General features: G+C 40.1%; 20 protein-coding genes. 4 read left to right on the top strand and 16 right to left on the bottom strand.

Annotation, left to right across the window (positions count from 1 at the left end):
- The 10 genes from yycF to E0E32_RS02820 form a co-directional block, all read right to left on the bottom strand.
- Positions 1-705: a response regulator YycF gene (gene yycF, locus E0E32_RS02865; protein ID WP_066195467.1), complete on the bottom strand. Its 705-nt coding sequence runs from the start codon at positions 703-705 to the stop codon at positions 1-3.
- Between the two features lie 874 nt (positions 706-1,579).
- On the bottom strand, positions 1,580-1,876 hold the full coding sequence (locus tag E0E32_RS02860; protein WP_066195465.1) for a hypothetical protein: 297 nt from the start codon (positions 1,874-1,876) through the stop codon (positions 1,580-1,582).
- On the bottom strand, positions 1,869-2,165 hold the full coding sequence (locus E0E32_RS02855; RefSeq protein WP_066195462.1) for a DUF2089 family protein: 297 nt from the start codon (positions 2,163-2,165) through the stop codon (positions 1,869-1,871). The genes E0E32_RS02860 and E0E32_RS02855 overlap by 8 nt, the downstream gene beginning before the upstream one ends.
- Positions 2,166-2,483: 318 nt before the next feature.
- Positions 2,484-3,773, bottom strand: a complete 1,290-nt coding sequence (locus E0E32_RS02850; RefSeq protein ID WP_066195459.1) for an adenylosuccinate synthase — start codon at positions 3,771-3,773, stop codon at positions 2,484-2,486.
- A gap of 228 nt (positions 3,774-4,001) precedes the next feature.
- Positions 4,002-4,709: an ABC transporter permease gene (locus E0E32_RS02845; protein WP_130858897.1), complete on the bottom strand. Its 708-nt coding sequence runs from the start codon at positions 4,707-4,709 to the stop codon at positions 4,002-4,004.
- On the bottom strand, positions 4,706-5,554 hold the full coding sequence (locus E0E32_RS02840) for an ABC transporter ATP-binding protein (protein WP_066195452.1): 849 nt from the start codon (positions 5,552-5,554) through the stop codon (positions 4,706-4,708). Before E0E32_RS02840 ends, E0E32_RS02845 begins: the two co-directional genes overlap by 4 nt.
- A 290-nt stretch (positions 5,555-5,844) precedes the next feature.
- The gene (dnaB, locus tag E0E32_RS02835; RefSeq protein ID WP_066195449.1) at positions 5,845-7,200 is read right to left on the bottom strand and encodes a replicative DNA helicase; all 1,356 of its coding nucleotides are present in this window, start codon (positions 7,198-7,200) and stop codon (positions 5,845-5,847) included.
- Between the two features lie 141 nt (positions 7,201-7,341).
- A complete protein-coding gene (gene rplI / locus E0E32_RS02830) occupies positions 7,342-7,788 on the bottom strand; it encodes a 50S ribosomal protein L9 (RefSeq protein WP_066195444.1) in 447 nt (148 codons plus the stop codon).
- Positions 7,785-9,764: a DHH family phosphoesterase gene (locus tag E0E32_RS02825; RefSeq protein ID WP_066195441.1), complete on the bottom strand. Its 1,980-nt coding sequence runs from the start codon at positions 9,762-9,764 to the stop codon at positions 7,785-7,787. The genes rplI and E0E32_RS02825 overlap by 4 nt, the downstream gene beginning before the upstream one ends.
- Before the next feature lie 33 nt (positions 9,765-9,797).
- Complete coding sequence (locus E0E32_RS02820; RefSeq protein WP_066195439.1) at positions 9,798-10,733, bottom strand: YybS family protein; 936 nt, start codon at positions 10,731-10,733, stop codon at positions 9,798-9,800.
- Positions 10,734-10,972: 239 nt separating this feature from the next.
- On the opposite strand from E0E32_RS02820, the gene E0E32_RS02815 reads away from it, so the two are divergent.
- Positions 10,973-11,746, top strand: a complete 774-nt coding sequence (locus E0E32_RS02815) for an HAD family hydrolase (protein WP_066195435.1) — start codon at positions 10,973-10,975, stop codon at positions 11,744-11,746.
- Positions 11,747-11,977: 231 nt separating this feature from the next.
- On the opposite strand, the gene E0E32_RS02810 is transcribed toward E0E32_RS02815, so the two are convergent.
- The 3 genes from E0E32_RS02810 to E0E32_RS02800 all read right to left on the bottom strand — a co-directional run bounded on the left by E0E32_RS02810 (position 11,978) and on the right by E0E32_RS02800 (position 18,102).
- Positions 11,978-14,932, bottom strand: coding sequence for a hybrid sensor histidine kinase/response regulator (locus E0E32_RS02810; RefSeq protein WP_350308615.1), 2,955 nt, complete (start codon positions 14,930-14,932; stop codon positions 11,978-11,980).
- A 460-nt stretch (positions 14,933-15,392) separates the two neighbouring features.
- Complete coding sequence (gene serA, locus E0E32_RS02805; RefSeq protein WP_130858895.1) at positions 15,393-16,979, bottom strand: phosphoglycerate dehydrogenase; 1,587 nt, start codon at positions 16,977-16,979, stop codon at positions 15,393-15,395.
- Positions 16,980-17,325: 346 nt separating this feature from the next.
- A complete protein-coding gene (locus tag E0E32_RS02800) occupies positions 17,326-18,102 on the bottom strand; it encodes a MurR/RpiR family transcriptional regulator (protein WP_066195426.1) in 777 nt (258 codons plus the stop codon).
- Between the two features lie 112 nt (positions 18,103-18,214).
- Here E0E32_RS02800 and pfkB point away from each other — a divergent pair, with 112 nt between their 5' ends.
- From pfkB to lacD, 3 genes are read left to right on the top strand one after another with little or no spacing between them, the layout of a single operon-like run.
- Entirely contained in the window at positions 18,215-19,135 is a 921-nt protein-coding gene (pfkB, locus tag E0E32_RS02795) for a 1-phosphofructokinase (protein ID WP_207302259.1), read from the top strand.
- An 18-nt stretch (positions 19,136-19,153) separates the two neighbouring features.
- A complete protein-coding gene (locus tag E0E32_RS02790) occupies positions 19,154-21,031 on the top strand; it encodes a fructose-specific PTS transporter subunit EIIC (protein ID WP_130858894.1) in 1,878 nt (625 codons plus the stop codon).
- Positions 21,007-21,966: a tagatose-bisphosphate aldolase gene (gene lacD / locus E0E32_RS02785; protein ID WP_434059202.1), complete on the top strand. Its 960-nt coding sequence runs from the start codon at positions 21,007-21,009 to the stop codon at positions 21,964-21,966. The genes E0E32_RS02790 and lacD overlap by 25 nt, the downstream gene beginning before the upstream one ends.
- A gap of 164 nt (positions 21,967-22,130) precedes the next feature.
- On the opposite strand, the gene E0E32_RS02780 is transcribed toward lacD, so the two are convergent.
- The 3 genes from E0E32_RS02780 to tnpA form a co-directional block, all read right to left on the bottom strand.
- Complete coding sequence (locus E0E32_RS02780; RefSeq protein ID WP_066195413.1) at positions 22,131-22,430, bottom strand: Dabb family protein; 300 nt, start codon at positions 22,428-22,430, stop codon at positions 22,131-22,133.
- 60 nt (positions 22,431-22,490) lie between these two features.
- A complete protein-coding gene (locus E0E32_RS02775) occupies positions 22,491-22,997 on the bottom strand; it encodes a GNAT family N-acetyltransferase (protein WP_130858892.1) in 507 nt (168 codons plus the stop codon).
- A gap of 719 nt (positions 22,998-23,716) precedes the next feature.
- On the bottom strand, positions 23,717-24,187 hold the full coding sequence (gene tnpA, locus E0E32_RS02770; protein WP_130858891.1) for an IS200/IS605 family transposase: 471 nt from the start codon (positions 24,185-24,187) through the stop codon (positions 23,717-23,719).
- Positions 24,188-24,237: the final 50 nt, after the last annotated feature.

The following is a 24,237-nucleotide window of genomic DNA, read 5'->3' as shown; positions in this document are numbered from 1 at the left end:
TTACTCCTGTTCAGGATTCCGCAGATAATAACCTACACCTCTTCTAGTCACAATCCATAATGGATTACTAGGATTATCCTCTATTTTTTCCCGAAGACGTCTAACGGTTACGTCCACCGTGCGGACATCGCCATAGTAATCATAGCCCCAGACGGTTTCCAATAAATGCTCACGTGTCATGACCTGACCAATATGGCGCGCTAAATAATGTAATAACTCAAACTCACGGTGAGTCAATTCGATGTATTCGCCCTCACGCGTCACCGTATAGGCATCGGGATGAATCACCAAGGAACCGATAGAAATATCACTGTTATCCCGTTTTTGATTCGTCGGTTCTACCTGTAAACGACGCAGATTAGCCTTTACCCGCGCAATTAATTCCCGATTGCTGAACGGTTTGGTTACATAGTCATCTGCCCCCATCTCCAATCCAAGTACCTTATCAATCTCAGCGTCCTTGGCTGTCAACATAATAATCGGCATGCTGTGGGTTTTACGAATTTCACGGCATACTTCATTGCCATCTTTATTAGGCAGCATAATATCTAACAAGACAAGATCCGGATCTTCCGAAGTCGCCTGTGAAATGGCTTCATCACCATCGTAAGCCAGTACCACCTCATAGCCCTCTTTCTCCAGATTGAATTTCAATATATCAGCGATTGGCTTTTCGTCGTCTACTACTAAGATTTTCTGACTCATAAAAGCACGTCCTTTTTTCTATAATTTTATCGCAGTGTAACTGGCTGTATGACTCCCTTTTCTAGAACGAAGAAAACTTGGAGATGCCAACCGCCATTAACTGCCCAATTGGTTCAACTAACATTCATGATAGGTTTGGTAACAGACTAAAATCGCAGCGTCTTGCCCTTTGAATGAAGTTTCACTTTTTCCTATACTACTATTCTAACCGAAATGAACGGAAATGTCTTATTCCTTCTATTGTCTAGTGTGTTTATTTTTTCATAGGGTTATATTTCCATTTCACCCTAAAAAACATCGATATGTACGGCATGCTTGATCTGGTAAAAAACCCTTGCTACGATAATGGTAACAAGGGTCTTAGGTGTCTGTCTATCTAGTTTAAAGGATATCGACTGTATTTACCAATAATCCACCTTTATTTTGATTGGGAAAAGCGCACAGGAAGCGATCTTGCTGATGAGGAGGCTAAAGCCTTGTCTCGAAGGTTCGCAGGCTAAGATCACGACCTCCTGTCGTAACGCCTGCACTTGCACGTCCTGTGCATCGAAGCGAAACCTATCTCCGCAGCGCTGCCTAGCACCGACAAACGATCAACTTTACGATATAACATAGACGGACTCGTTACGTTCCATCATCCAACTGATCGGTTTCGCGATTCGTTCCAGGTCAACACCATTCCAAGTCCTGTTATACCAAGAATTAGTACTTTCTTTGGAATGAAATCTCACTTTATTTAAATTTTTTTGCAAAAGTTGAAACTTTTTTAGTAAGTGATACGTCTATTATAGTAGATTCCCCTTTTGATAATGGCTCGGTTTCGACTGAGCTATTGTCGATTTTTTTATGATTCGTTAACTAGAGCGGAAATCCGTTATTTTAAATCTTTAATTTTCATTTTTTCATCAGCATTGTTTCGATATTTAAATTTATTAAAGTGGTCATTAATGTAAAAAATAAGAACGATGACAAGTAGCATTAAAGATGGGAAAGCTCCTAATGTGGCACTTACGGTTAAGGCAAGACCTGCGGAGATTATCCAGGTAATTATAGGTAATACCCATAAGTTCACCCCGAATTTTTTTACTAAAATCATTTCCAACGCTCCTAATAGAAATCCAATGAGTATTATCATCACTCGAAGATCTGGACCCAAGATTAATTCATCCATTCTCTTTCACCCTTTCTTTATATTTTTCAATTAGATGTTTCGCCGTTTCATAAGTAAATTGATCATCCAAAGCGAGCTTTTTAATATAATGTACATAGGGGTCTTCTTGTTTTTCATCGACTAGCTTTATTCGTTCCATTAAATGATCTAATCGATTACGTACGGTTGGATAAGAAACGGTATATATTTTTGACAATTCTTTAAGCGAGCCAGAACTTAATATAAAATTCTTTATAAATCGAATCTCTTCATCTTCTAATTGAAATATCCAATTACTTTCTTTTGGCATGTATGTTTCACCACCTGTTTAAACTTATTTAATTATAAAACTAAATAATATTAAAGTCAAATCGATTATTTTCAATATTGTTTATTTAATTGAATAAATAATTAATATTTTGCACCTTATAAAATAACTTCACATCAACGAGACAAAAGATTACTTAACCAAAAAGTAATCACTATAATGCAGAGCTTGATTATCTTAGAATGGCAATATATACACCCCTATTTTCAGGTGCAAAAGTTGAGTGAATAAGAAAAACACAAAAAGCGCGTAAAAATATAGGAAAACCGCTTCGTAATGGATACGAAGCGGTTTGTTATGTTAATTACTATAGACACTGCGAACGACGTTGGTTTGAGAACGGTCTGGTCCAACAGAAAAGATTGATAAAGGAATACCAGTAAGTTGGGAAATCCGCTCTACATAATGACGAGCATTTGCTGGCAGTTCATGCAAGCTCTTCACACCCGTGATATCCTCGGTCCAGCCCGGCATTTCTTCATATACTGGTTCACATTCTGCCAAGGCCTTTAAGCTGGCAGGAAATTCCTCGATGATTTCCCCACGATATTTATATGACGTACAAATCTTCAATGTCTCAATACCTGTTAGTACATCAATCGAATTCAATGACAAATCAGTGATCCCGCTGACACGACGAGCATGGCGGACAACTACACTGTCAAACCAACCAACACGGCGCGGACGTCCAGTGGTTGTTCCGTATTCACGGCCAACTTCACGAATCTGATGGCCTATTTCATCATCCAGTTCTGTCGGGAACGGACCATCACCGACACGAGTTGTATAGGCCTTGGATACGCCAACCACATGATCAATCTTGGATGGCCCCACACCTGAACCAATCGTTACCCCGCCGGCGATCGGGTTCGATGATGTAACAAACGGGTAAGTACCCTGGTCAATATCCAGCATAACCCCTTGTGCCCCTTCAAAAAGCACTCGTCGACCTGCGTCAAGGGCATCATTTAAGACAACCGATGTATCGACCACATATTTCTTTAATTGCTGACCATAGGCATAATACTCGTCAATGATGTCTTCAACTTCCATGCGCTCGATCTCGTATACCTTTTCAAATAAACGGTTCTTCTCTTCCAAATTGCTTTCCAGTTTCTCACGGAAGGCATCCTTATCCAATAAATCGGCAACACGGATACCAACGCGCGCTGCTTTATCCATATAGGCAGGGCCGATCCCCTTGCCTGTCGTACCAATTTTATTAACGCCCTTCGCCTCTTCTTGTAACATATCTAATTTGATATGATACGGCAAAAGCACGTGCGCCCGATTACTGATTCGTAAATTATCGGTGTTTACCCCTTTATCATCTAAGTATTTTAATTCCTCGACCATCGCCTTTGGATCAATTACCATACCATTTCCTAGTACACACACCTTCTCTTGGAAAAATATTCCTGAAGGTATTAAGTGTAGTTTATATGTAACACCATCAAACTTAATCGTATGACCTGCATTGTTACCACCTTGATAACGTGCGACTACTTCTGCATTTTGTGAAAGAAAGTCGGTGATCTTTCCTTTCCCTTCGTCTCCCCATTGTGTTCCAACAACGACTACTGAAGACATAAACGGCACCTCCGCCTTATTAATTTATTCACTCCGAACTAATTTTACCAAGCTTATCCGGCAATGTCAATTAAATGACGAACAATATGAAGTGCATTATCAAAAATGTTCGTGAATATATACTTTTTTATGTATCTTAAGAACTGGTTTATCAATGAAGATAGCAAAAGCCAATGACAGAACGATTTTGTCCTGTCATTGGCTTGGTAGGTTACTGCGTTTACTTGTTTAATCTGTCATCCGTTTCCTAAACGTGATAACAGTCAAGGTGATGGATACGACAACCCAGGCACCGATAATGGCAAACGGTTTCGTTAATTCAGACAAGCCAGCTCCCGAATCCTCTAATCCTGCGATTTCCTCCAACTGAATTCCTGGTGTATATGCTAATATCTCTAAAAAGCTGTACTGATCTGCAAATGCCATGAACATGTTTCCCATGCCAAAGATAAACATGACTGGAAGGATATAGACAGAGGCCTCAATAACACTTTTGGTGATCAATCCCATCCATGTTCCCAATCCAATAAAGAAAATAAGCGTCAGCACAACCCCTGCTATTAGGGCGCCTCTTCCTGCCAATGAAAAATCCATAAGAAACATACTAATTCCCACAACAACAACAGTCATCAGAATACTGACAGCACTTTTCCCTGCCAATATTTCTGTTAGCGTAGCCGGAGATAACATCAGTCCTCGCAAAGTGTTTTTCTCTTTCTCTTCTGCTATCATCGCGCACTGCAGAAAAGCAGCCACCAAGGCAAGTGAAATACTAATGACAAACAAATGCATCTCGATGGTTACCTGATCCATTCGTCCATATATCACTGCGAAAATAAGTGGCATGATTGCTGTAGAGGACACATACATATTTCGATATAAATCCTTAAAATCCTTTTGAAAAATGGCTGTAAATCGTTTGACGGAAAACATCATACCAGTTCCCTCCCTGTCACTTCTACAAAGATATCTCCTAATGTTGGTTCTTTTGTATAAATACGCTCCACCATTTCCCGGGAAATATATTGTTGAATTTCCTCAGCACTTGATGCTTTTAATGGCAGTTCTAATGTAGTGCCGTCTTTTAATTCTATCTCAATCAGATCTTCCCGATATTGTTTCTTCAACTGTTTTGGTTCATCTAACAGCTGAACAACTCCTTTATTTAAAAAGGCAACCTGGTTACAAATATGGTCAGCCTCTTCCATATTGTGAGTAGTCAAAAAGATCGTTGTTCCTTGTCTATTTAATTCCTTCAGACCACGATGGATATGCTTGGAGTTAGCCGGATCCAATGCGGAAGTCGGTTCATCCAAAAATAATAACTCCGGCTGATGCAACAGAGTTCTGGCTAGTAATACACGCTGGATCATTCCCTTAGAAAGCTTGGAAACCAATGTCTTCTGCTCCTCTTTCAAATTAACGGCTTCCAATCCCTCTGTAATTCGTTGAAGCGGTACGTCATATAAATCGGCGTAAAGTTTTAAGTTGTCATAAATCGATAATCTCGTATACAAACCACTATTATCCGTAACTACTCCAAATCTTTTACGATATTCTGGTGTATTTAATTTAGCGGCCGGCATGCCAAACACGTTTGCTGTACCGGATGTTTGCTTCATTTGCCCTGTTAATATTTTGATGGTCGTTGTTTTTCCGGAACCACTAGGTCCTAAAAAACCGAATGTTTCTCCTTTCTTCACTTGAAAGGAAACGTCTTGTAATGCTTGCTTTTTACCAAAAACCTTCTCTAAGGATGTCACTTCTATTATATTCTCCACTTCCAAAACCTCCTGCATGGGATGACTTGCTTGTGGTTATAGCATAGCTTCTTTTAGACCAATATGCAGTGGTTTTTAGATAAATGGAGGGAATTTGAGGGTGAGTAGCGATTATTTCCGAGTCAATAAACCTTCATTCGTAGTGAATTTATCTTTTTTACAAAATGCCATCAATAAACAACGTCTATCTGGTCTGATACGGCATTCAAAGTAAAATTGTTCCACATCCTATAACATCAAGAATATTTTCTTATCGCACAAAAAACCGCCAACATAAGGGGATTTACTCCTTATCCTGGCGGGATATCACCTTCTTGATAGCGGTGGTCAAGATCCACGAATTTATTAAATTCTTTGACAAAGGCTAAGTCTACGGTGCCAACTGGACCGTTACGCTGCTTGGCAATAATGATTTCAATGATATTCTGTTTCTCTGACTCTTGATCATAATAATCATCTCGGTATAAGAAACCAACGATATCGGCATCCTGCTCGATACTTCCCGACTCACGCAAGTCCGACATCATCGGACGCTTGTCCTGTCTCGATTCTACCCCACGAGACAGCTGTGATAAAGCAATTAATGGTACATTAAGTTCCCTTGCCAACCCTTTTAAGGAACGGGAAATCTCTGAAACTTCCTGTTGGCGATTATCCGTGGAACCCATACTTCCCTGGATTAATTGCAAATAATCGATCAAGATCATCCCCAAGCCATGTTCTTGCTTTAACCGTCGACATTTCGAACGAATTTCACTGACGCGGATGCCTGGGGTATCGTCAATATAAATACCAGCATTTGATAGACTCCCCATCGCCATGGAAAGCCTGCTCCAGTCTTCCTCTTCCAACGCCCCCGTCCGCAGACGCTGTGCATCGATATTTCCTTCGGCACAGAGCATACGGGAGACAAGCTGATCTGCCCCCATCTCCAAACTAAAAATCGCGACGTTTTCCGATGTTTTAATCGCTACATTTTGAGCAATATTCAAGGCAAAGGCCGTCTTCCCTACCGACGGACGTGCAGCAACAATAATTAAATCATTACGCTGAAATCCAGAGGTAATTCGATCTAAATCACGGAATCCTGAAGCAATCCCGGTTACCTCGCCGCTATTCTTATGAAGTTGATCGATATTATCATAGACCTCGATTAACACGTCTTTGATATTCTTGAACGAAGAGGCATTTTTTCGATTCGAAACCTCTAAAATCCGTTTTTCTGACTCATTTAGAACCTCGGCTACTTCGTCTTCCTTGCTGTAACTGTCGGTGACAATATCAGTAGCCGTCCGTATCAACCGGCGCAGGATGGATTTCTCCTCTACGATACGGCAATAATACGAAATGTTTGCAGCCGTCGGTACAGCATTTGCTACATCACTTAGGTAAGAAACGCCACCAACGTCATCCAGCTGCTGCTTATTTGCCAATATTGTTGTAGTTGTTACAATATCGATTGGCTCTGATTTATCGGCTAATTCCATCATCACACGAAAGATAATTTGATGGCTAGCGCGATAGAAATCCTCTGGCATCAATATTTCCGAAGCACTAGAAATCGCCTCTGGTTCTAAGAATATAGCCCCCAGTACCGCTTGCTCGGCTTCCATATTATGTGGCGGCTGTCTCCCAACATCTGACATTACTTGTACACTCCTTCACCAGGCACAGGTACAAAAGGCGTTTTGCAATACCTTTTGCCCACAGGACTTCACCGTGTCTTTGCTGCCTTTTTAACGAAGCCCGTCACTTGTGCTGTGACAAGACTTCGATTCTTTCATTCGTTATGCTTCTACCACATGTACACGGATCGTTCCTGTTACATCGTGATGAAGCTTTACCGGCACGTTGGTATAACCAAGCGCACGGATAGGCTGATCAAGCTCAATTTTACGTTTATCCAGCTTGATATCATGTCCTTTCTTCAGTGCCTCGGCGATTTGTTTACTAGTTATTGAACCGAATAAACGACCATTATCTCCTGATTTAGCGGTAACCTTCACTTCGATGTCAGCTAAGTCTTTTTTTAATTGTTCTGCTTCTTCGACCTCTTGCTGTTCTTCTTTCTTTGCTTTATTTTTCTTTGCCTCAAGTGCTTTTAGATTAGCGGTATTTGCTTCGACGGCTTTGTTATATTTTAATAAAAAGTTACGAGCATAACCATCTGATACGTTTTTTACTTCGCCTTTTTTCCCTTTTCCTTTAACGTCTTCTGTGAATATGACTTTCATTCTTCATTTCCTCCCTCATAAAATTCATCTATGATTTCTTTTAACCATTCATAAGCATCGATTACGGCCATTTCATCTAATTGAGTGGCAGCATTCGTTAAGTGCCCGCCGCCATTCATTTTCTCCATAATCACCTGTACATTCACATTACCCAAGGAACGGGCACTAATACCGATTCTGCCATCTTCACGCTCTGAAATGACAAAGGAGGCCTCAATACCGCTCATGGTAAGCAGGATATCTGCCGCTTGTGCAATCACAACAGGACCATACGTTTCTCGTGAATTTCCTACCGATATCGCAATATTATCACGATAAATATTTGTATTTTCAATTAATCTGCTTCGCTTCACATAAATATCCAGATCTTCCTTCAAGAACTTCTGCACCAGTACAGTGTCCGCTCCTCTGGATCGTAAATAGGAAGCAGCATCAAAGGTCCGAGAACCTGTTCTTAAGGTGAAACTTTTCGTATCGACAATAATTCCCGCTAATAAGGCTGTGGATTCCAGCATATTGAGCGCTAGTTTATTCGGTTGATATTCCAATAATTCCGTTACTAGTTCACTGGCTGATGAGGCGTATGGTTCCATATAGACTAATGTCGGGTGATCAATAAACTCTTCTCCACGCCGGTGATGATCAATCACCACGACATGATCTGTCTTGGCAATTAACTTCTCTTCCTGCACCAAAGCTGGTTTGTGTGTATCCACAATGACAAGCAAGGTATCCTTAGTAATCATCTCCATCGCAGAAACGGGATCAATAAAACGAGACCACAGCTCTTCGTCTTCCCTAATTCCTTCCACTAAACGCTGCACCCCTGTGTTCACATCATCCTCGTCTAATACGATAAATCCTTCTGTATCATTTGCCTCCACAATTTTCAATACCCCGATGGATGAACCAATCGAATCCATGTCTGGCGCTTTGTGGCCCATGATCATGACACGACTGCTTTCTTTCACTAGCTCCTTCAAGGCATGGGAGATGACTCTTGCCCTTACCCTTGTACGTTTCTCAATTGGATTTGTTTTCCCTCCATAGAAACGTGTCTTGCCCGTCTCTCCGTCTTTAATGACCACTTGATCGCCGCCGCGTCCCAAGGCCAAGTCCAGACTCGATTGGGTCAGCTCGCCAAGATCCGGTAACCGCTCGTTGCCTAGTCCTACACCAATACTCAAGGTTAAGGGGATATTATTATTAGAAACCTGTTCACGTACCTGATCTAAAATTTCAAATTTTGTTTTTTCCAAATTTGCCAGTATCTTCTGATTCAGCACCGCCATAAATCGTTCTTGGGATGTCCGCTTCAAATAAATACCGTTTTCGTTCGCCCATTTATTAAGGGCAGATGTCACTTGTGAATTGATATAACTCTTCGGTGTATCATCCATATTTTGCGTGATCTCTTCATAGTTATCGAGAAAAATCGTTGCTAATACCGTTTTTTCATTTTGATAACGCCAGTAGATTTCCATCTGTTCGGTACGATCAAAGAAATATAACAAGCGTTCTTCTTTCTTGTGGTATACATAAAAATCATATTGGTCTATCTTCAGCCAAAAATGCTCTTTATCCTCTTTCAGATAAGACAGAATATCCGCTGATAATTTCTCCAAATCCATACCGACCAACGATTTCGTTTGAGAAAATTGCCACATATAAGGGTTCGTCCATTGGATTTGATCATTTTCATTATATAAAACAATTCCCAGTGGCATCTCTAACAAGGCTTCCTCGCCCACTTTTTTGACCCGATAAGAAAGCATCGATATATACTTTTCTGTCTGATTCACTAATTGTTTCTCTCGTTCGACGCTGTAATATAACGAAACAGCATAAAGAACCGTCATCACAATGCCAATTATCCAATGATTGTAAAAGAGAAAAATCAATAGGATAAAAGCCAGGATATAAATCCCAATAATATGCCATCCCATGATAGCCATCCTGTCTTTCCATTTTGACATGGTCGTCAACTCCTAACAAAGATACCCGTACTTCTATTTTTGCATTCTATCTCGTAATGCAAAGCCTAAATCAATTATACCTAAGATTCGCAGCAAATAAAGACCCATCATCGGAAATAATATCGTTGTAATAATTGCAATCACTGGTAAAGCCCTTGACTGCCCCTTTACATGGGTATAAAAGAAAATAAGCGATAAACCCTGCAACGCAATCAAAATACCAAGTAAATGGTAAAGATTCAATATTGCAGCACCAACTAAAGGTCCCATCCCATTTCCTACAAACAGCGTAAACAGCAACAAAATGAAGTAAGCCCACACGATCGCTTTTGGAAATCTAAAATGACGAAACATAGGGAAGGTATATTGATTCTCGATCCGATTGCCTCGGTTCAGCCATTTGAAGGTAAACCATTCTGTGATAAATGCATAAATCATGGATAGGAGAACTAATGCAACGGGGAATAGCTGTATTAAATTATTTAATTGTTGTTGGATCAGTTCAAAGTTCTGTTCTTCTGCTCCTAATGCCCCCAATAAATTCTCCGTCATCTCCATCGACTCATCTACTGAATCCATAAATGTATCCAAAAGTGAAATATTTAATACCAATTCAATAAAGAGATAGATAGCAAGAAACCCCAATACAAATCCAACCGTTCCATTTGCCCAAATCTCATAAGGATGGCGTTCTTTTTTCAACGCCCAGCCGATCGTCCCTCCACTCAATAAGGCAAGCATGGTAAGCGGGATTGATAATGCCGGCTGAACCAGAAAGGAAACAGCAAGCAGCGCTAACATGGCTATCATAAAATGAGGAATCGGATAGTTCTTAACAAGAAGAACTACTGGAATCGGTAAAAGAAATACCATAATAACCTGCAACGGTAAAAAAATAGACACCAGCAGCAGGACAAGAAATATACCGAGATACATAAAGAAATCTTTCTTTATCGGCTGTCGCTCCATTTTGAAACACCTCTATCACTTCAATTTATGCGAGAAAATCACCAATCACTTTCTCTACTTGGAAAAAGCACAGCGATAAAGCGCTGTGCTTCTCATCGAACACTTTTACTATCCTTATTATATATGAACTAGCTTGCTGCGACAAATAAAGTGGCATATCAATCCCCCCGACAAATATATGCACAATCTCCGATTATTCAGTATAATGTAGGCAGGAATCAAAAGAGGAGGCAATCAAGATGACAAAGACCATTATATTTGACTTAGATGACACCCTGCTATGGGATAAAAAAAGCGTCAAAACCGCATTTGAAAAAACCTGCCAGTTAGCCGCGGAAAAGTACGATATGGATCCCGAACAATTAGAGAAGGCCGTTCGTGAACAGGCACGCACCTTATACCAAGGCTATGAAACCTACGAATTTACACAGATGATCGGGGTTAATCCCTTTGAGGCCTTATGGGGAAATTTTCTAGATGACCATACCTATTTTAAGGAAATGGCGGCCATTGTACCGGACTACCGTAAACAAGCTTGGACAAATGGCTTGAAGCAAATTGGTATTGATGACGAAACACTTGGTACCTATTTAGCGGAACAATTCCCGGAAAAACGTAAGGAAAGCCCATTTGTTTATGAAGAAACCTATGCCGTGCTTAAAAAATTACAGCCTGATTATCAATTAATCATGCTTACCAACGGATCACCAGATCTGCAAAATACCAAACTAACGATCACTCCGGAATTGCGACCTTATTTTGACCACATTATTATCTCGGGTGATTTTGGCAGGGGTAAACCGGACCCAGCCATCTTTAAGCATGTATTGGAGGTCGCCGGCGTTACCAATGAAGAGGCCTTGATGGTAGGAGACAATCTGATGACTGATATCCTCGGCGCCAACCGAACAGGTATTAAGAGTGTCTGGATTAATCATGAGGGCAAAACAGCGGAAGACGTAAAGCCTACATATGAAATTTCGCGTTTGGAGGAGTTATTAGAAGTTCTCTAGATATTCAAATGATAAGCGGGAAGCCTGTTTCCAGATTTCCCGCTTTATTCGTTTGCTGATAGCAAGGAAGATTGTTCCACATGAAACATCACTTTTTATGTAATGCTTTATGGCACAACAAAAGAAAATCCAACACGTAATCCCTTGATTGCCCCAGAGTTCTGTAAAAATAACTACGAACAAGAACCAACTTTTTACGCTCTCCTCGATTTTTAACCCATTACATCTACTTTACCTGTCAACGGTAAAAGAAAACAACGTCCCTTCATTTACTACACTGTTGATGGTCAATCCCTTTCCATAATGCTTTCTTAATCGCTGTTCCACATTCAGAATACCTACACCAGTATGGCTTGTTGATGATTGTGTCAGCACCTGTTGGACCTTCGTTTGGCTCATCCCTACGCCATTGTCTTCCACTTCAATGACAGCCTGAGACTGATTTTGTATCTTATAACATCGAATAATAACCGTACCACTGCCTGGCTTTTTCCTAATTCCGTGTTGTACCGCATTTTCCACTAACGGCTGGATAGAAAGAAACGGAACAGTAACATCTGCTGTATCTCCAATTTCCCATTTCACCTGCAGTAAATCACGAAACCGGACCTGTTCAATATATAAATAAGACTGGACAATACTTAACTCTTCCTCTATAGGAATAAAACGATCCATTTGCTGAAACTGAAATTTACTTCTTAAAAAATGACTAAATTCGTTTAGTAACTGTCTCATTTCCTCCACATTGGATTCACTCAAGGCAATGACAGCATTCAGCGTATTAAATAAGAAATGCGGCTGTATCTGTGCTTGCAGCCAAGATGTTTCTAACTGCAATTGTTCCTGTGCTACCCGTTTTAAGGCAATCAACGAATCCGCTCGTGCCCGAAGTTCAACGGCTTCCACCGGTTTGGATACATAATCATTGGCACCTGCAGCAAAACCTGTTTCCATATCAACCGTTCCGCCAGTCAACAATAATACCGGTAATTCGGTCAATGAATAGCGTTCTCTAATCTTTTGCGTCAATGTATATCCTGATATTTCGGGCATCATAATATCTGAAATTACCAGATCCCACTCCTGCTTTGTTAATTCATCTAATGCCTGATAACCGTTTGAAACAAGCTGTATCCGATAGGCATCTTCTGAAAAAACACTGTTCATCGCCAGTAAGTTAGCAGGGGTATCATCAATCACCATGATAGATGGTAACGTCCCCGTCTGAGGATTGGAATGTATTGGTTCTTCATGTTCTTTCGGGCTTATCGTTGTTAGTACTTCTTCTCTGGATAGGGAAATGGATTCCTGTGCAGAGGCTAGCTTTAACGTGAAACGGAAGGTTGTACCTACTCCTTCTTTAGAATCCACCTCTATGCTGCCGTCATGGAGTTCTATTAGTTGTTTTGTAATACTTAATCCCAAACCAAAGCCGCCTTCTTGCAAGCCATGCGGTGTATGTCCTTGTTCATAGGGTTGGAATAATCGTTTTAGTGTGTCTGGACCGATACCAACTCCCGTATCTGTCACACTAATGACTGCCTCTTGTCCCTTCACATTGGCCGAAATAACGATACTTCCCTCTTTTGTATACTTGATAGCATTATCGATTAGATTAAATAAAATCTGTGTTACTCGATTTTCATCTGCATATATCGGCGGAAACTCCTTGCTGATGTCATTAACTATTCGTAAATGTTTGACATCCAACGAGAATTGGAGTAGATCCAAAACTCCAGTCACGATCGGTTCTAATACGATGGGTTGCTTATTTAGCCTTGGTTTACCATGCTGGAGATGTCTCGCCTCCAGTAAATCAGTCAACAGAAGCCGTAGTTGTCTTCCCACCTTTAGGACCGATTGTAATTCTTCTTTACTCCGTGACGATAAAGTTTTTTCGTCCCTGTTTAACACGGCCTTCGATAGCAATAACATACTATTTAACGGATTACGAAACTCATGAGATGTATTGGCTAAGAATTGATCTTTCTCCTCATTCATTCGTTTTAAACTGTTTGCTAAGCTTTTGGTTTCTTCATACATTTGAAAATAACCCTTAAACCAAACAAACAGATAACAAGCTGCTGCAATAATGAAATCAAATGGATAATAAAGCAAGTGGATTCCCAAAGCTCTCCAAGCTATCACCCAAATAAAATGATGGATGACGGCAACAAAGCTTAAAACTAAAAACAAATTAGTGCTTGGATGTTGCTTATAGGCACTTACAATAGCAAAAAAGGTCACTCCAACCGTAAAAAAAGAAAGGAAATAGTAGACCGGAAAAAGCATAAGGATTTGTGGTATGGATAAAAACATGGTAACAACGGCCGTTCCTAGAATAGCCATTGTATAGTATGGGATCATTTTCCGCCAGTAGGGTAATTCCTGATGATTGGTACAGTTGAGCAAGGCATAACACCCCAATAGATTCAAGGCATTTGCCAGCCGAAAATCCCATTCATAGGAAATATAAAACAACTGATGAAACAATTTATCTCCCGTACTCAAAAGCATGGTCATTACTAAGCAAAAGGTCACCAATGAAAAGAACAGCAAACGTTTGTCCCGATTCCCGGTTAGATACAAAATCAAGGTATAAGTAGCATGCGTCAAAAGAATAACAAGCATGAGAATTTGAAGATAGTGAGAAAGCTGCACTTCATTTGAAATAGATGGCTCCATACCAAATTTAATCGAGCGAGCAATCCCGCCATTTCTCGTATCTTTAAAGTTGGCGGCTTGAATTACAATATCAATAAGACCCTCTTCATCCGCGGTAAAAACAAGGTGTTGCGGTATATTCTTTGCCGTATATCCTTCTTCGCTTGTATTAATCACACCTGCAGATGCCAGCCTCCGACCATTAACATAGATTTCTGTTGCACTTCGAATACTTGGAATGTATAAACTATAATTGACAACTTGCTCGGGATCAGTCCTAATTTTCAGGCGGTACGAACCATAACCAAAAGTAGTATGTAATTGTTCTTTCCAGCCCCCAGGTACCTCGATGGGCGCCGGGTTAATATTTGATAGTATGTTTTCCTCCATAATAAATTGAGAGGGGTAGAAATCCCACTCTCCATCTAATAACCATATCTCTTCTTTATCCCTATCCCATGTCCGTAAATCTAATTCACCTTCTTGAATATTTGACTGCGTTTCATACACGAAATTATTCATCCAAATAAATCTCAAGCTCACCAGACAGGCAATAAAAATAAACAAAATAAGTGTCAGGCGTACATAACTTTTCATCTATCTCATCACTTCCAACGTTCTTTGTTTCACTATATTATAGCATATGGTTAGGGAAGTGAAGGAAGTTAAAATGATGTAAACCTATCGTCCGTTATGATCTTAAAAAGCGTTTATGTACTTAGAAATATATAGAATTGGATATATTTTTTATGGATGAAGAAAAACAGGTAAAACCTGCCCGCTCCTTTACCGATCACTCCAAGTTGTTACTGAACTGCTGATAAGATGGATGATGTTAAGTAACGAGTCCATCTTATCGGTACTCCGGTTCGTTCCAGATCAAATCGCTTCAAATCCTATTATATCAATGATTTTAAACTTTCTTACCTTACTAGAAAAGACCTCCTCGAACAGATTAAACAGTTCGAGAAGGTCTTCTCCTTTACAATTGCATAGCTGTTAATTTTTCAACCTCTTCCATTGCTTGCAGGGCGGCAATCTCTTCTTCTTCTAGGAATTTATCAATCGTTAAGATCATAATCGCTTCCCCGCCAACATCTGAACGACCTACCTGCATAGCTGCAATATTGATGCCTCGCTCAGCAAACATATTACCTACCTTACCGATGACACCCGGCTGATCATTGTGCTTAATAACAACTAAGTCACCCTCCGGTACCACATCGACACTATAAGCATCGACACGAACAAGACGAGGACCTAAACCATTCAGCAATGTCCCAGAAACCGAACGGGTTACATTCTTAGTCTTTACTTCTACGGTTAATAAGTTGGTAAAACCTTTCGTAGTAGAAGACTTATTTTCATTCACTTGAATACCACGCTTTTCGGCGAGATAAGAAGCATTGACATCATTGACATGATCACCTAAGTGACGTTTCAATAAGCCTTTGATGGTATTACGGGTTAATGGTGCCACTTCCAATTCCGTTAAATCACCTGAATACGAAATATTAATCTCTTCAATAACGCCATTGGTTAGATAGGTTAAAAAAGTACCCATTTTTTCTGATAGATAGAAGTATGGCTCAATCTTATTCATGACCTCTTTCGGTACGGCTGGTAAGTTAACCGGGTTCTTCGCTACACCGTCGGTTAAATAACGAACCACATCATGACTGACATCAATCGCCACCGATTCCTGTGCCTCAATCGTACTTGCTCCCAGATGTGGTGTCGCAATTACTTCCGGAAGTTCCAACAAGCGATGATCCGTTGCTGGTTCTTCTTCAAACACATCCAAAGCAGCACCGGCTACCTTGCCTGATTTAATCGCTTCATACAAGGCATCTTCATCAATAATACCACCGCGGGCACAGTTGACAATACGCACGCCATCCTTCATTTTAGCAAAGGCATCTTTATTAATCAGATGTTTGGTATCTTTAATAAGTGGTGTATGAACCGTGATAAAATCTGCGGCCTCAATCACATCTTCTACCGAACCATAGTCTATTCCTAATTTATCGGCACGATCCTTGGTTAGGAATGGATCATAGGCAATCACACTCATACGCTGGCCTTTGGCACGGGCTGCTACCTCTGCCCCAATACGCCCCATTCCGATAACACCTAACGTTTTCCCTTTTAACTCTACCCCAACGTATGTCTTACGATCCCATTTCCCATTTTTCAATGCATGGTAAGCCTGAGGTATCTTACGGGCTAAGGATGTTAACATCGCAATCGTATGCTCGGCAGCAGAGTTGGTATTTCCATCCGGTGCATTAACGACAATAATACCTCGCTCCGTCGCCGCACTCAAATCAATGTTATCAACCCCAACACCAGCACGACCAATAATCTGCAGTTTGGAAGCTTTACTGATAATATCACGTGTTACCTTGGTTTGACTTCTTACTAAAAGGGCATCATAGTCGCCAATCTTGTCCATCAACTCATCTGCAGATAACCCTGTATCTACATCTACCTGGATGTTATCCGCTTCTCTTAGTGGCTGAATACCGTCTTCACTTAATGGATCACTGATTAATACCTTAAATGTCACGCTTGTCCCCTCCAACATATATATTTTGAAAATTTAGATAACTAGTTCGTGAAGTTTTTCACTTATAAATCGACTTTCTTAACAACTAACTTTTATTATAGCACTTTTTCTCGTTGATAAATAGCAGGAAATCATTTGATTGTTTCTATCATAGCAAACCAGCACACTTTGTCAATATATAATATAATATTTTCACATTAATGTTCGTGTTTTTTAGGATTTTAATTAGATTTATGTGATCCATCTTTGTTCATTTTGGTTAATTCACGAACATTAAAGGGATCTAATCAAGTATTACTCTTTCTCAAAATAAAAAATCTATCTATTTTTAACATAAAATTCCCCACTAATTATACCGAATCACATACGCATCAAGAAATATCCTGGCCAGCACCTGTAACGGAAGCCTTGAACGCACTTCATAATCAGGGAAATAACTCTTTTTTGATTTATACCCCAACAGATTAATATCACATAACTGAAATAAGCTACTTTCTTTATTAGTTGTTAAGGCGATTGTCTTTACATTATTCTGTTTACAAAACGTAGCCGCCTCTACTAGCTCATCTGTTTCTCCGTTTAAAGATACAAAAATCACCAAGTCATCGCGGGTGAATTTTCTCGCCTTAATACGAATTATATTGGGATCATTATGTTCCTCACAATGCTTTTCTAGTAATTGTAGTTTAAGAGCCATCTCTTTCGAAATGTGTTCGGAAAATCCGCGTCCAAATATCGTGATTTTTTTACTGTATCGAACGGCATTCAGGGCATCCTCTATAATCGACGAATCTAAATAATTCAAAGTATTCGTTACTTCTTCCTGGTTTTTGAAGATGGCCGTTTGGATTTGTGAGTCTATATCCTTTATTTGCTTCAAGACTTCCGGAAATTGCTGGGATTTCTCTGAGACAAAATGAAATTTAAAATCGGTAAATCCTTGATAATGTAGCTTCTTCATGCACCGAACAATGGTAGAAGTGGATACATTGGTGGCTTCACTCAATCTTGTAATTGACATGTCCCCCATTGAGGCATCATGTTCTTCGATATATCGTAATAAATGTTTATCACTACTACTTAACTCATGGTAATAATGCTGCATGCGTTGTTGGAAATTCATCATAAAACACCTCTCATGAAATGATTTTCACTCCAACTTTACTATACCACATATCTTGCAAACATTTTCATTATCTTATGTGTCATAATACGAATAAGAAAGGGTGATTGTTATGATTTATACTTGCACGTTAAATACGGCTATCGATATGTTCATTGAAATGGAGGACTTTCTTCCCGATAAGGTCAATCGAAGTATCTATGATGAATTTCAGCCGAATGGAAAAGGAGTGAATATCTCCATTATCTTGAAAAAACTTGGATTTTCATCCACGGCCATGGGATATATAGCCGGATTTAGCGGTCATTTTATTCAAAAAGAATTAACAAACTTGGGAATTCATACGCATTTCACAGAGGTGGAAGGGTTTACTAGGATTAATGCGTTTGTGAAATCCAATCAAGGGGAGTATAAAATTGTCAATAGAGGCCCCACTATCACGGACACAGCTATCCAGCAGTTATTAAATAACATCCAAAAGTTAACCGAGGAGGATGTCTTATTTGTATCCGGTAGTCTGCCACAAGGATTGGGACCCTCGATTTTGGTTGATATCGCTAAATTGGCAGCAGATATCGGCTTTTCGCTTATTTGGGATGTGAGTCACCCTATATTAAGTCAGTTACTCCCTTATCAGCCCTACTTAATCAAGCCAAATGAGGAGGAACTACAAACCTTGTTTCCGGAGCGTACACTCGATTCCGAACCAGCACTGATCGAAGCAGCGCAGCAACTACTGGCACAAGGCTGCCAAAATATCCTGCTCTCCATGGGAAATAAGGGGGCCTATTTTATTAACGAATCAATGGTGCTTCATTGCCCTGCACCAAGTGGTGAGGTGATGAATACCGCCTGTTCTGGAGATACGATGCTGGCTACTTTTTACAGTACCTTACAGGATACCGGCAATACTGCTTATGCCTTACAGAAAAGTGTCGCTGCTGGTTCCTCAACTGCTTTCCAAACAGGGTTAACCAACTTTGAAGATGTTGATCAATTAATGGAGCAAATTGAAGTAAAAGAAATTAATTAAAAATAAGAGGTGAAAAAAATGACGTATCGCTTTTTAGGAGTTACTGGCTGTCCAACAGGTATAGCACATACTTTTATGGCCGCTGAAGCGTTAGAAAATGCGGCCAAGGAAAAAGGGATTTCTATCAAAGTAGAAACCCATGGCCAACGTGGAACAGAAAATCAGTTCACAGCACAAGAAATTCAAGAAGCAGAAGTAATCATCATTGCCGCTGATAAAAATGTAGACATTGATCGTTTTCACGGAAAAAAAGTAATCAATGTGTCTGTATCCAAAGGGATTAAAAATCCAGAAGAATTAATCGAACGAGCTCTATCCGGCGATGTGCCTGTCTATAAGGGAACAGGCGAATCCACGGCATCAACCGAGAACAACAGACCGGACTCCGTCAATTTGTGGCACAAGATCTACGTCCACTTGATGAACGGAGTATCACACATGCTTCCTTTTGTCGTTGCAGGTGGTGTAATGGTGGCTATTTCCTTTATGTTTGGAATTTATTCTGCCGATCCAGAATCTTCTCAGTATAATGAAATAGCGGCCATCATGAATACGGTAGGCGGTCTAGCAATGGGACTGATGGTACCAGTATTAAGTGCTTATATTGCACAGTCTATCGGAAACCGACCTGGCTTAGTGATCGGATTTATTGTCGGGATGATCGCCGATACGAATGGTACTGGTTTTTTGGGCGGTATCGTGGGCGGTTTCTTAGCAGGTGGCATTATTTTATTATTAAATTATTTGCTCAAACGTTTACCAAAATCACTTGATGGGTTAAAGGCCATATTCCTCTTACCTGTATTCGGTATTTTTCTTGGCGGATTTTCCATGTGGTATCTATCCGTCCCAATGGAAGCTATTAATCAAGGAATGATGGACTTTTTAGCAGGTTTCCAAGATTCCAACCCACTCTTATTGGGATTAATTGTTGGTATTATGAGTGCATTTGATATGGGTGGTCCCGTGAATAAAGCTGCCTATGTCACAGGCACTGCCTTGTTAGCACAAGGAAATCACTTCTTTATGGCTGGAGTATCCGCCGCATGCATTGTCCCGCCGTTGGCAACCGGTTTTGCCGTACTATTTGCTCGTCGTTTTTACAGCCAATCAGAGACAAGCGCAGGATATGTGAATTTCTTATTAGGATCTACCCATATTACCGAAGGAGCTATTCCTTTTGCTGCCAAACGACCTTTAACGATTATTCCTATTTTAATGGTCGGTTCATCGATTGGGGCCATTTTAACCTATTTATTTCAGGTAGAAGTACCAGCTCCTCACGGTGGATTTATCGTCTTACCTGTCGTCACACACGCCTTATACTGGGTGCTTGCTATTCTCATTGGTGCAGTTGTGGCAGGTCTTTTAATGGCATTTGAACAAAAACGCCACCAAGAAAAGAATAAGCAAGAGCAAACATCGGCACAAACCAGCAAGCAAGTCGGACAACTTTTAGAAAGTAAGCAAATCTTCTTGCAAGAAAAACTGAATTCAAAAGATGACGTACTACACTTTATTGCTGACAAAGCAGTGGCATTAAACATCGCTGACAATGCTAATGAAGTATACACAGGGCTGCAGAAGCGGGAACAGGAAGGCAGTACTGGCATGGAAAACGGGATTGCCATTCCTCATGTTGCCAGCTCCTCCGTTCGAGAAGCCAAATTAATCGTAGTCCGTTTGGAGCAAGGAATGGATTGGCCAGCACTAGATGAACAGCCAACAACCTTTGTTATAAGTATCTTAGTTCCTGAAGGCAATAGCAATGAACACCTAGATATTTTATCAAATTTATCGAGAAGATTAGTTAATCAAGACTTTGTTGACACACTTAAACAGTCACAATCAGAACAGAAAATCAAAGAATTATTAATTGGAGGCATAGAACAATGAAAAACTTATCAGCATTAATAAATGACAAGGGCATCATTTCTGCACTGGCAATTGACCAGCGGGGTGCATTAAAACGAATGATGGGAGAAGCTATATCTGGAAAGCAAATATCTGCTTTTAAACAATTAGTTTCCGAGCAACTGACTCCGTATGCTTCTTCTATCCTACTTGATCCTGAATATGGATTAGAAGCAGCTGGTAAACGAGCTCCAGACTGCGGATTGATTTTGGCTTATGAACAAACTGGTTATGATAAGCAAGAAGCCGGGAGATTTCCCGATTTGATCACTAATTGCTCTGTGAAAAACCTGAAAGCCCGTGGCGCCGATGCGATTAAGTTATTAATCTATGTTGATGTAGATGAAAGCAAGGAAATTAATGAGGTAAAAGAAGCTTTCGTGGAACGGGTTGGCAGTGAGTGCATTGCCGAGGATATTCCATTATTTTTAGAGATTCTGACGTATGATGATCGCATCGGTAATGAAAAGGGATTGGAATTTGCCAAAGTTAAACCGAGAAAAGTCATTGAAGCCATGCGATTATACAGTCAAGCAAGATTTAATATAGATGTATTAAAAGTAGAAGTTCCTGTTAATATGAACTTTGTCGAAGGTTTTGCAGAGGGTGCGACAGCCTATACACAGGTAGAAGCCCAAGCCTTTTTCAAACAACAGACAGAAGCAACCGAATTGCCTTTTATTTTCTTGAGTGCAGGTGTGACACCAGCATTATTCCAAGAAACATTGCACTTTGCAAAAGGTGCTGGCTCAACCTTTAATGGGGTTCTATGTGGAAGAGCAACATGGAGCGGTGCAACAGAAGCATTTACCAAAGACGGAGAAGTTGCCTCTACCGAATGGCTAAAAACAGAGGGAGTTCGTAATATTCAAGCTTTGGATGAAGTCGTACAAGAAACAGCAACAGCTATTTCTTAAGTTATGTAAAAGGCTGGGAATTCATCATCCCAGCTTTTTTATCGTTATTTGTATTGTAGCTGGAAACCACTCCAAATTCTTCACTCTCGCCATCTCGAAAATGAACTTTATACCTTTATGTAGGCTAAACAACATGAAATTCATGGAAAATCGATACTACAAAGCTATACCAAATAATCCACACAAACACGATCTTGCACACATTCCTTAACAAAAGCAGCTACCCGCACATGTTCCGGATGCACTTGATAGTTTTGCAGTGCTTCCTCTGTTTCAAAGACACTGTCCAAGATAATATCGCGGTCACTTGTTGCCAGTGGTTCAATGATGACATCGATCGAAATAACCCCTTCGATTTGATCCTTTAAGCCTTCCAGTTGTTGTTTGATCTTTTGCGCATTCTCTTTTCGTTCTTCTTCACTAACATGATCACGATGGTTCCATTGTACAATATGTTTAATCATAAGCTTTTCTCTCCTTTATTCTACTGCATTTATTTTACCACAAGCCCAGTCTTGCTGTACCTAGATATCCCTTCTGTACCGCAAAGACTTCACTTGGTCAGTTAATTTACTTTCAAACGAACTAACCTCTTGTTGGAATTCAAATCCTCTTACTTCGTAAAAAGGAATGGCCTTCTGATTCCCTTTTTGCACAGACACCCATTGTTCATGGGCACCAAAATCCTTCTGTTGACTGGTTATCGCTTGCAATAATTTACTTCCAATCCCTAGATTACGCCTTATTGGGTCCAGATACAGGACGAAGACTTCAGCAGATTTCTCACTTATCAATCCGCCTCCTCCTGCTCCGATCACCTGATGGTTCTCTAAGGCAACAAAGTAGCCACCCCAAGCTTGAGTGACTTGCTGCACCTCTTTAGTTACCCGTTCTGTATGATAAAATTCTTCACACCTGCGTTTTACATAGGCGTCAGGCAATATATCCTTCGAGGCAAATCGATAACCAGCTGTACAAACATCGATAATGCCAGCTACATGCTGCTCATCTGCTAATTGGATCTTGGTCATCGGGTTGATCACTTCCTTTCCTTATTTTGATGTAAGAAAAACTGGCCAAACTCCGATCGTTCCTTTATTACATATAAGTTGAACTTATAAATGTAACAAAAACATGTGACAAGCAAATCATTGCTCGCATTATTTCCTAATAATACCTCGTTTGATCCATTCGTGTGAATGAGGAGATAACCAAGGAATAAATGAATGTATTATCTGGTTATCTTCTCATACCGCATAAATGGATCAAAAGCGCCATTCGGTCCATGATACATTATTTCATTCAACTTATATAATCAAAAGAAAATGCTGACTACCGAAAAGGTGGATTATGTGAAATAGATCACCTTTTTTAGTGCGTGCCAAGGTATAGGAAACACGATGAGAACGTTCTTTGCTTGAATAGCTTGTTGACTTATGCCTCGCGGGTAAAAGTGGAACCTATTTCTGGAGCGTTTCCTAGCGCAGACAAGCAATCAACTTTACCACATGGAACAGATGGATAGGCTATTTTACAATCCATCTTATCAGCACTATTGTTCGTTCAATGTTAACATCTTTCTACATCTTATTACCAAAGACTATATGTTTTTTCTTGCAATCAAAACCACCAGTGTGAACTGGTGGTTTGCTCTGCGGCTGAAAGCCTATGTTACCGGCCTCGGCCTAAAAGGCCCACTGAATGGTTTCCCTTTTGCACCACACTCACTCACTGATTCTAAAAGAATCTCTTATTTCTTCTTATTTTTCTCTCCAGTGAACGGATCAAATTCTTCAAATAATGTTAACTGATCACTCATGTAATCCTCTTTAAGCTGATTTCTAATATATTCTTGAATTTGATTTTTACTTCTGCCCACTGTATCTACAAAGTAGCCTCGACACCAAAATTTACGATTACCATATCTGTACTTTAAATTAGCGTGTCGATCGAATATCATTAAACTACTTTTGCCCTTTAGGTAGCCCATGAATTGAGATACACTTAGTTTTGGTGGAATACTTACTAACATATGAATGTGATCTTTACATGCATTTGCCTCGTGTATCTCAACCCCTTTCCTTTCACAAAGCTCTCTTACTATTTCTCCGATGCTTTTTTTATATTTCCCATAAATAATTTGTCTTCTATATTTTGGAGCAAAAACGATATGGAACTTACATCTCCACTGCGTATGTGCTAAACTATTCTTGTCCTGCATTGGACATGCCTCCTTCTTTGATGAGATTTGGTGGTCGGGAAACCAACCTT

The sequence above is a fragment of the Gracilibacillus phocaeensis genome (assembly GCF_900626275.1).
GTDB lineage: Bacteria > Bacillota > Bacilli > Bacillales > Amphibacillaceae > Gracilibacillus > Gracilibacillus timonensis.
The sequence above is the reverse complement of the archived record's forward strand: the minus strand, read 5'-3'. Positions and strand labels throughout refer to the sequence as shown.

Coding starts and splice junctions, on each gene's coding strand:
- rplI (WP_066195444.1), bottom strand. CDS start 7,788: ATGAAAGTCATATTCACAGAAGACGTTAAAGGAAAAGGGAAAAAAGGC.
- E0E32_RS02850 (WP_066195459.1), bottom strand. CDS start 3,773: ATGTCTTCAGTAGTCGTTGTTGGAACACAATGGGGAGACGAAGGGAAA.
- yycF (WP_066195467.1), bottom strand. CDS start 705: ATGAGTCAGAAAATCTTAGTAGTAGACGACGAAAAGCCAATCGCTGAT.
- E0E32_RS02780 (WP_066195413.1), bottom strand. CDS start 22,430: ATGATTAAACATATTGTACAATGGAACCATCGTGATCATGTTAGTGAA.
- tnpA (WP_130858891.1), bottom strand. CDS start 24,187: ATGCAGGACAAGAATAGTTTAGCACATACGCAGTGGAGATGTAAGTTC.
- E0E32_RS02815 (WP_066195435.1), top strand. CDS start 10,973: ATGACAAAGACCATTATATTTGACTTAGATGACACCCTGCTATGGGAT.
- E0E32_RS02820 (WP_066195439.1), bottom strand. CDS start 10,733: ATGGAGCGACAGCCGATAAAGAAAGATTTCTTTATGTATCTCGGTATA.
- E0E32_RS02855 (WP_066195462.1), bottom strand. CDS start 2,165: ATGCCAAAAGAAAGTAATTGGATATTTCAATTAGAAGATGAAGAGATT.
- E0E32_RS02775 (WP_130858892.1), bottom strand. CDS start 22,997: ATGACCAAGATCCAATTAGCAGATGAGCAGCATGTAGCTGGCATTATC.
- E0E32_RS02810 (WP_350308615.1), bottom strand. CDS start 14,932: ATGAATAATTTCGTGTATGAAACGCAGTCAAATATTCAAGAAGGTGAA.
- E0E32_RS02825 (WP_066195441.1), bottom strand. CDS start 9,764: ATGTCAAAATGGAAAGACAGGATGGCTATCATGGGATGGCATATTATT.
- pfkB (WP_207302259.1), top strand. CDS start 18,215: ATGATTTATACTTGCACGTTAAATACGGCTATCGATATGTTCATTGAA.
- dnaB (WP_066195449.1), bottom strand. CDS start 7,200: ATGTCAGATGTTGGGAGACAGCCGCCACATAATATGGAAGCCGAGCAA.
- E0E32_RS02800 (WP_066195426.1), bottom strand. CDS start 18,102: ATGAATTTCCAACAACGCATGCAGCATTATTACCATGAGTTAAGTAGT.
- E0E32_RS02790 (WP_130858894.1), top strand. CDS start 19,154: ATGACGTATCGCTTTTTAGGAGTTACTGGCTGTCCAACAGGTATAGCA.
- E0E32_RS02860 (WP_066195465.1), bottom strand. CDS start 1,876: ATGGATGAATTAATCTTGGGTCCAGATCTTCGAGTGATGATAATACTC.
- E0E32_RS02845 (WP_130858897.1), bottom strand. CDS start 4,709: ATGATGTTTTCCGTCAAACGATTTACAGCCATTTTTCAAAAGGATTTT.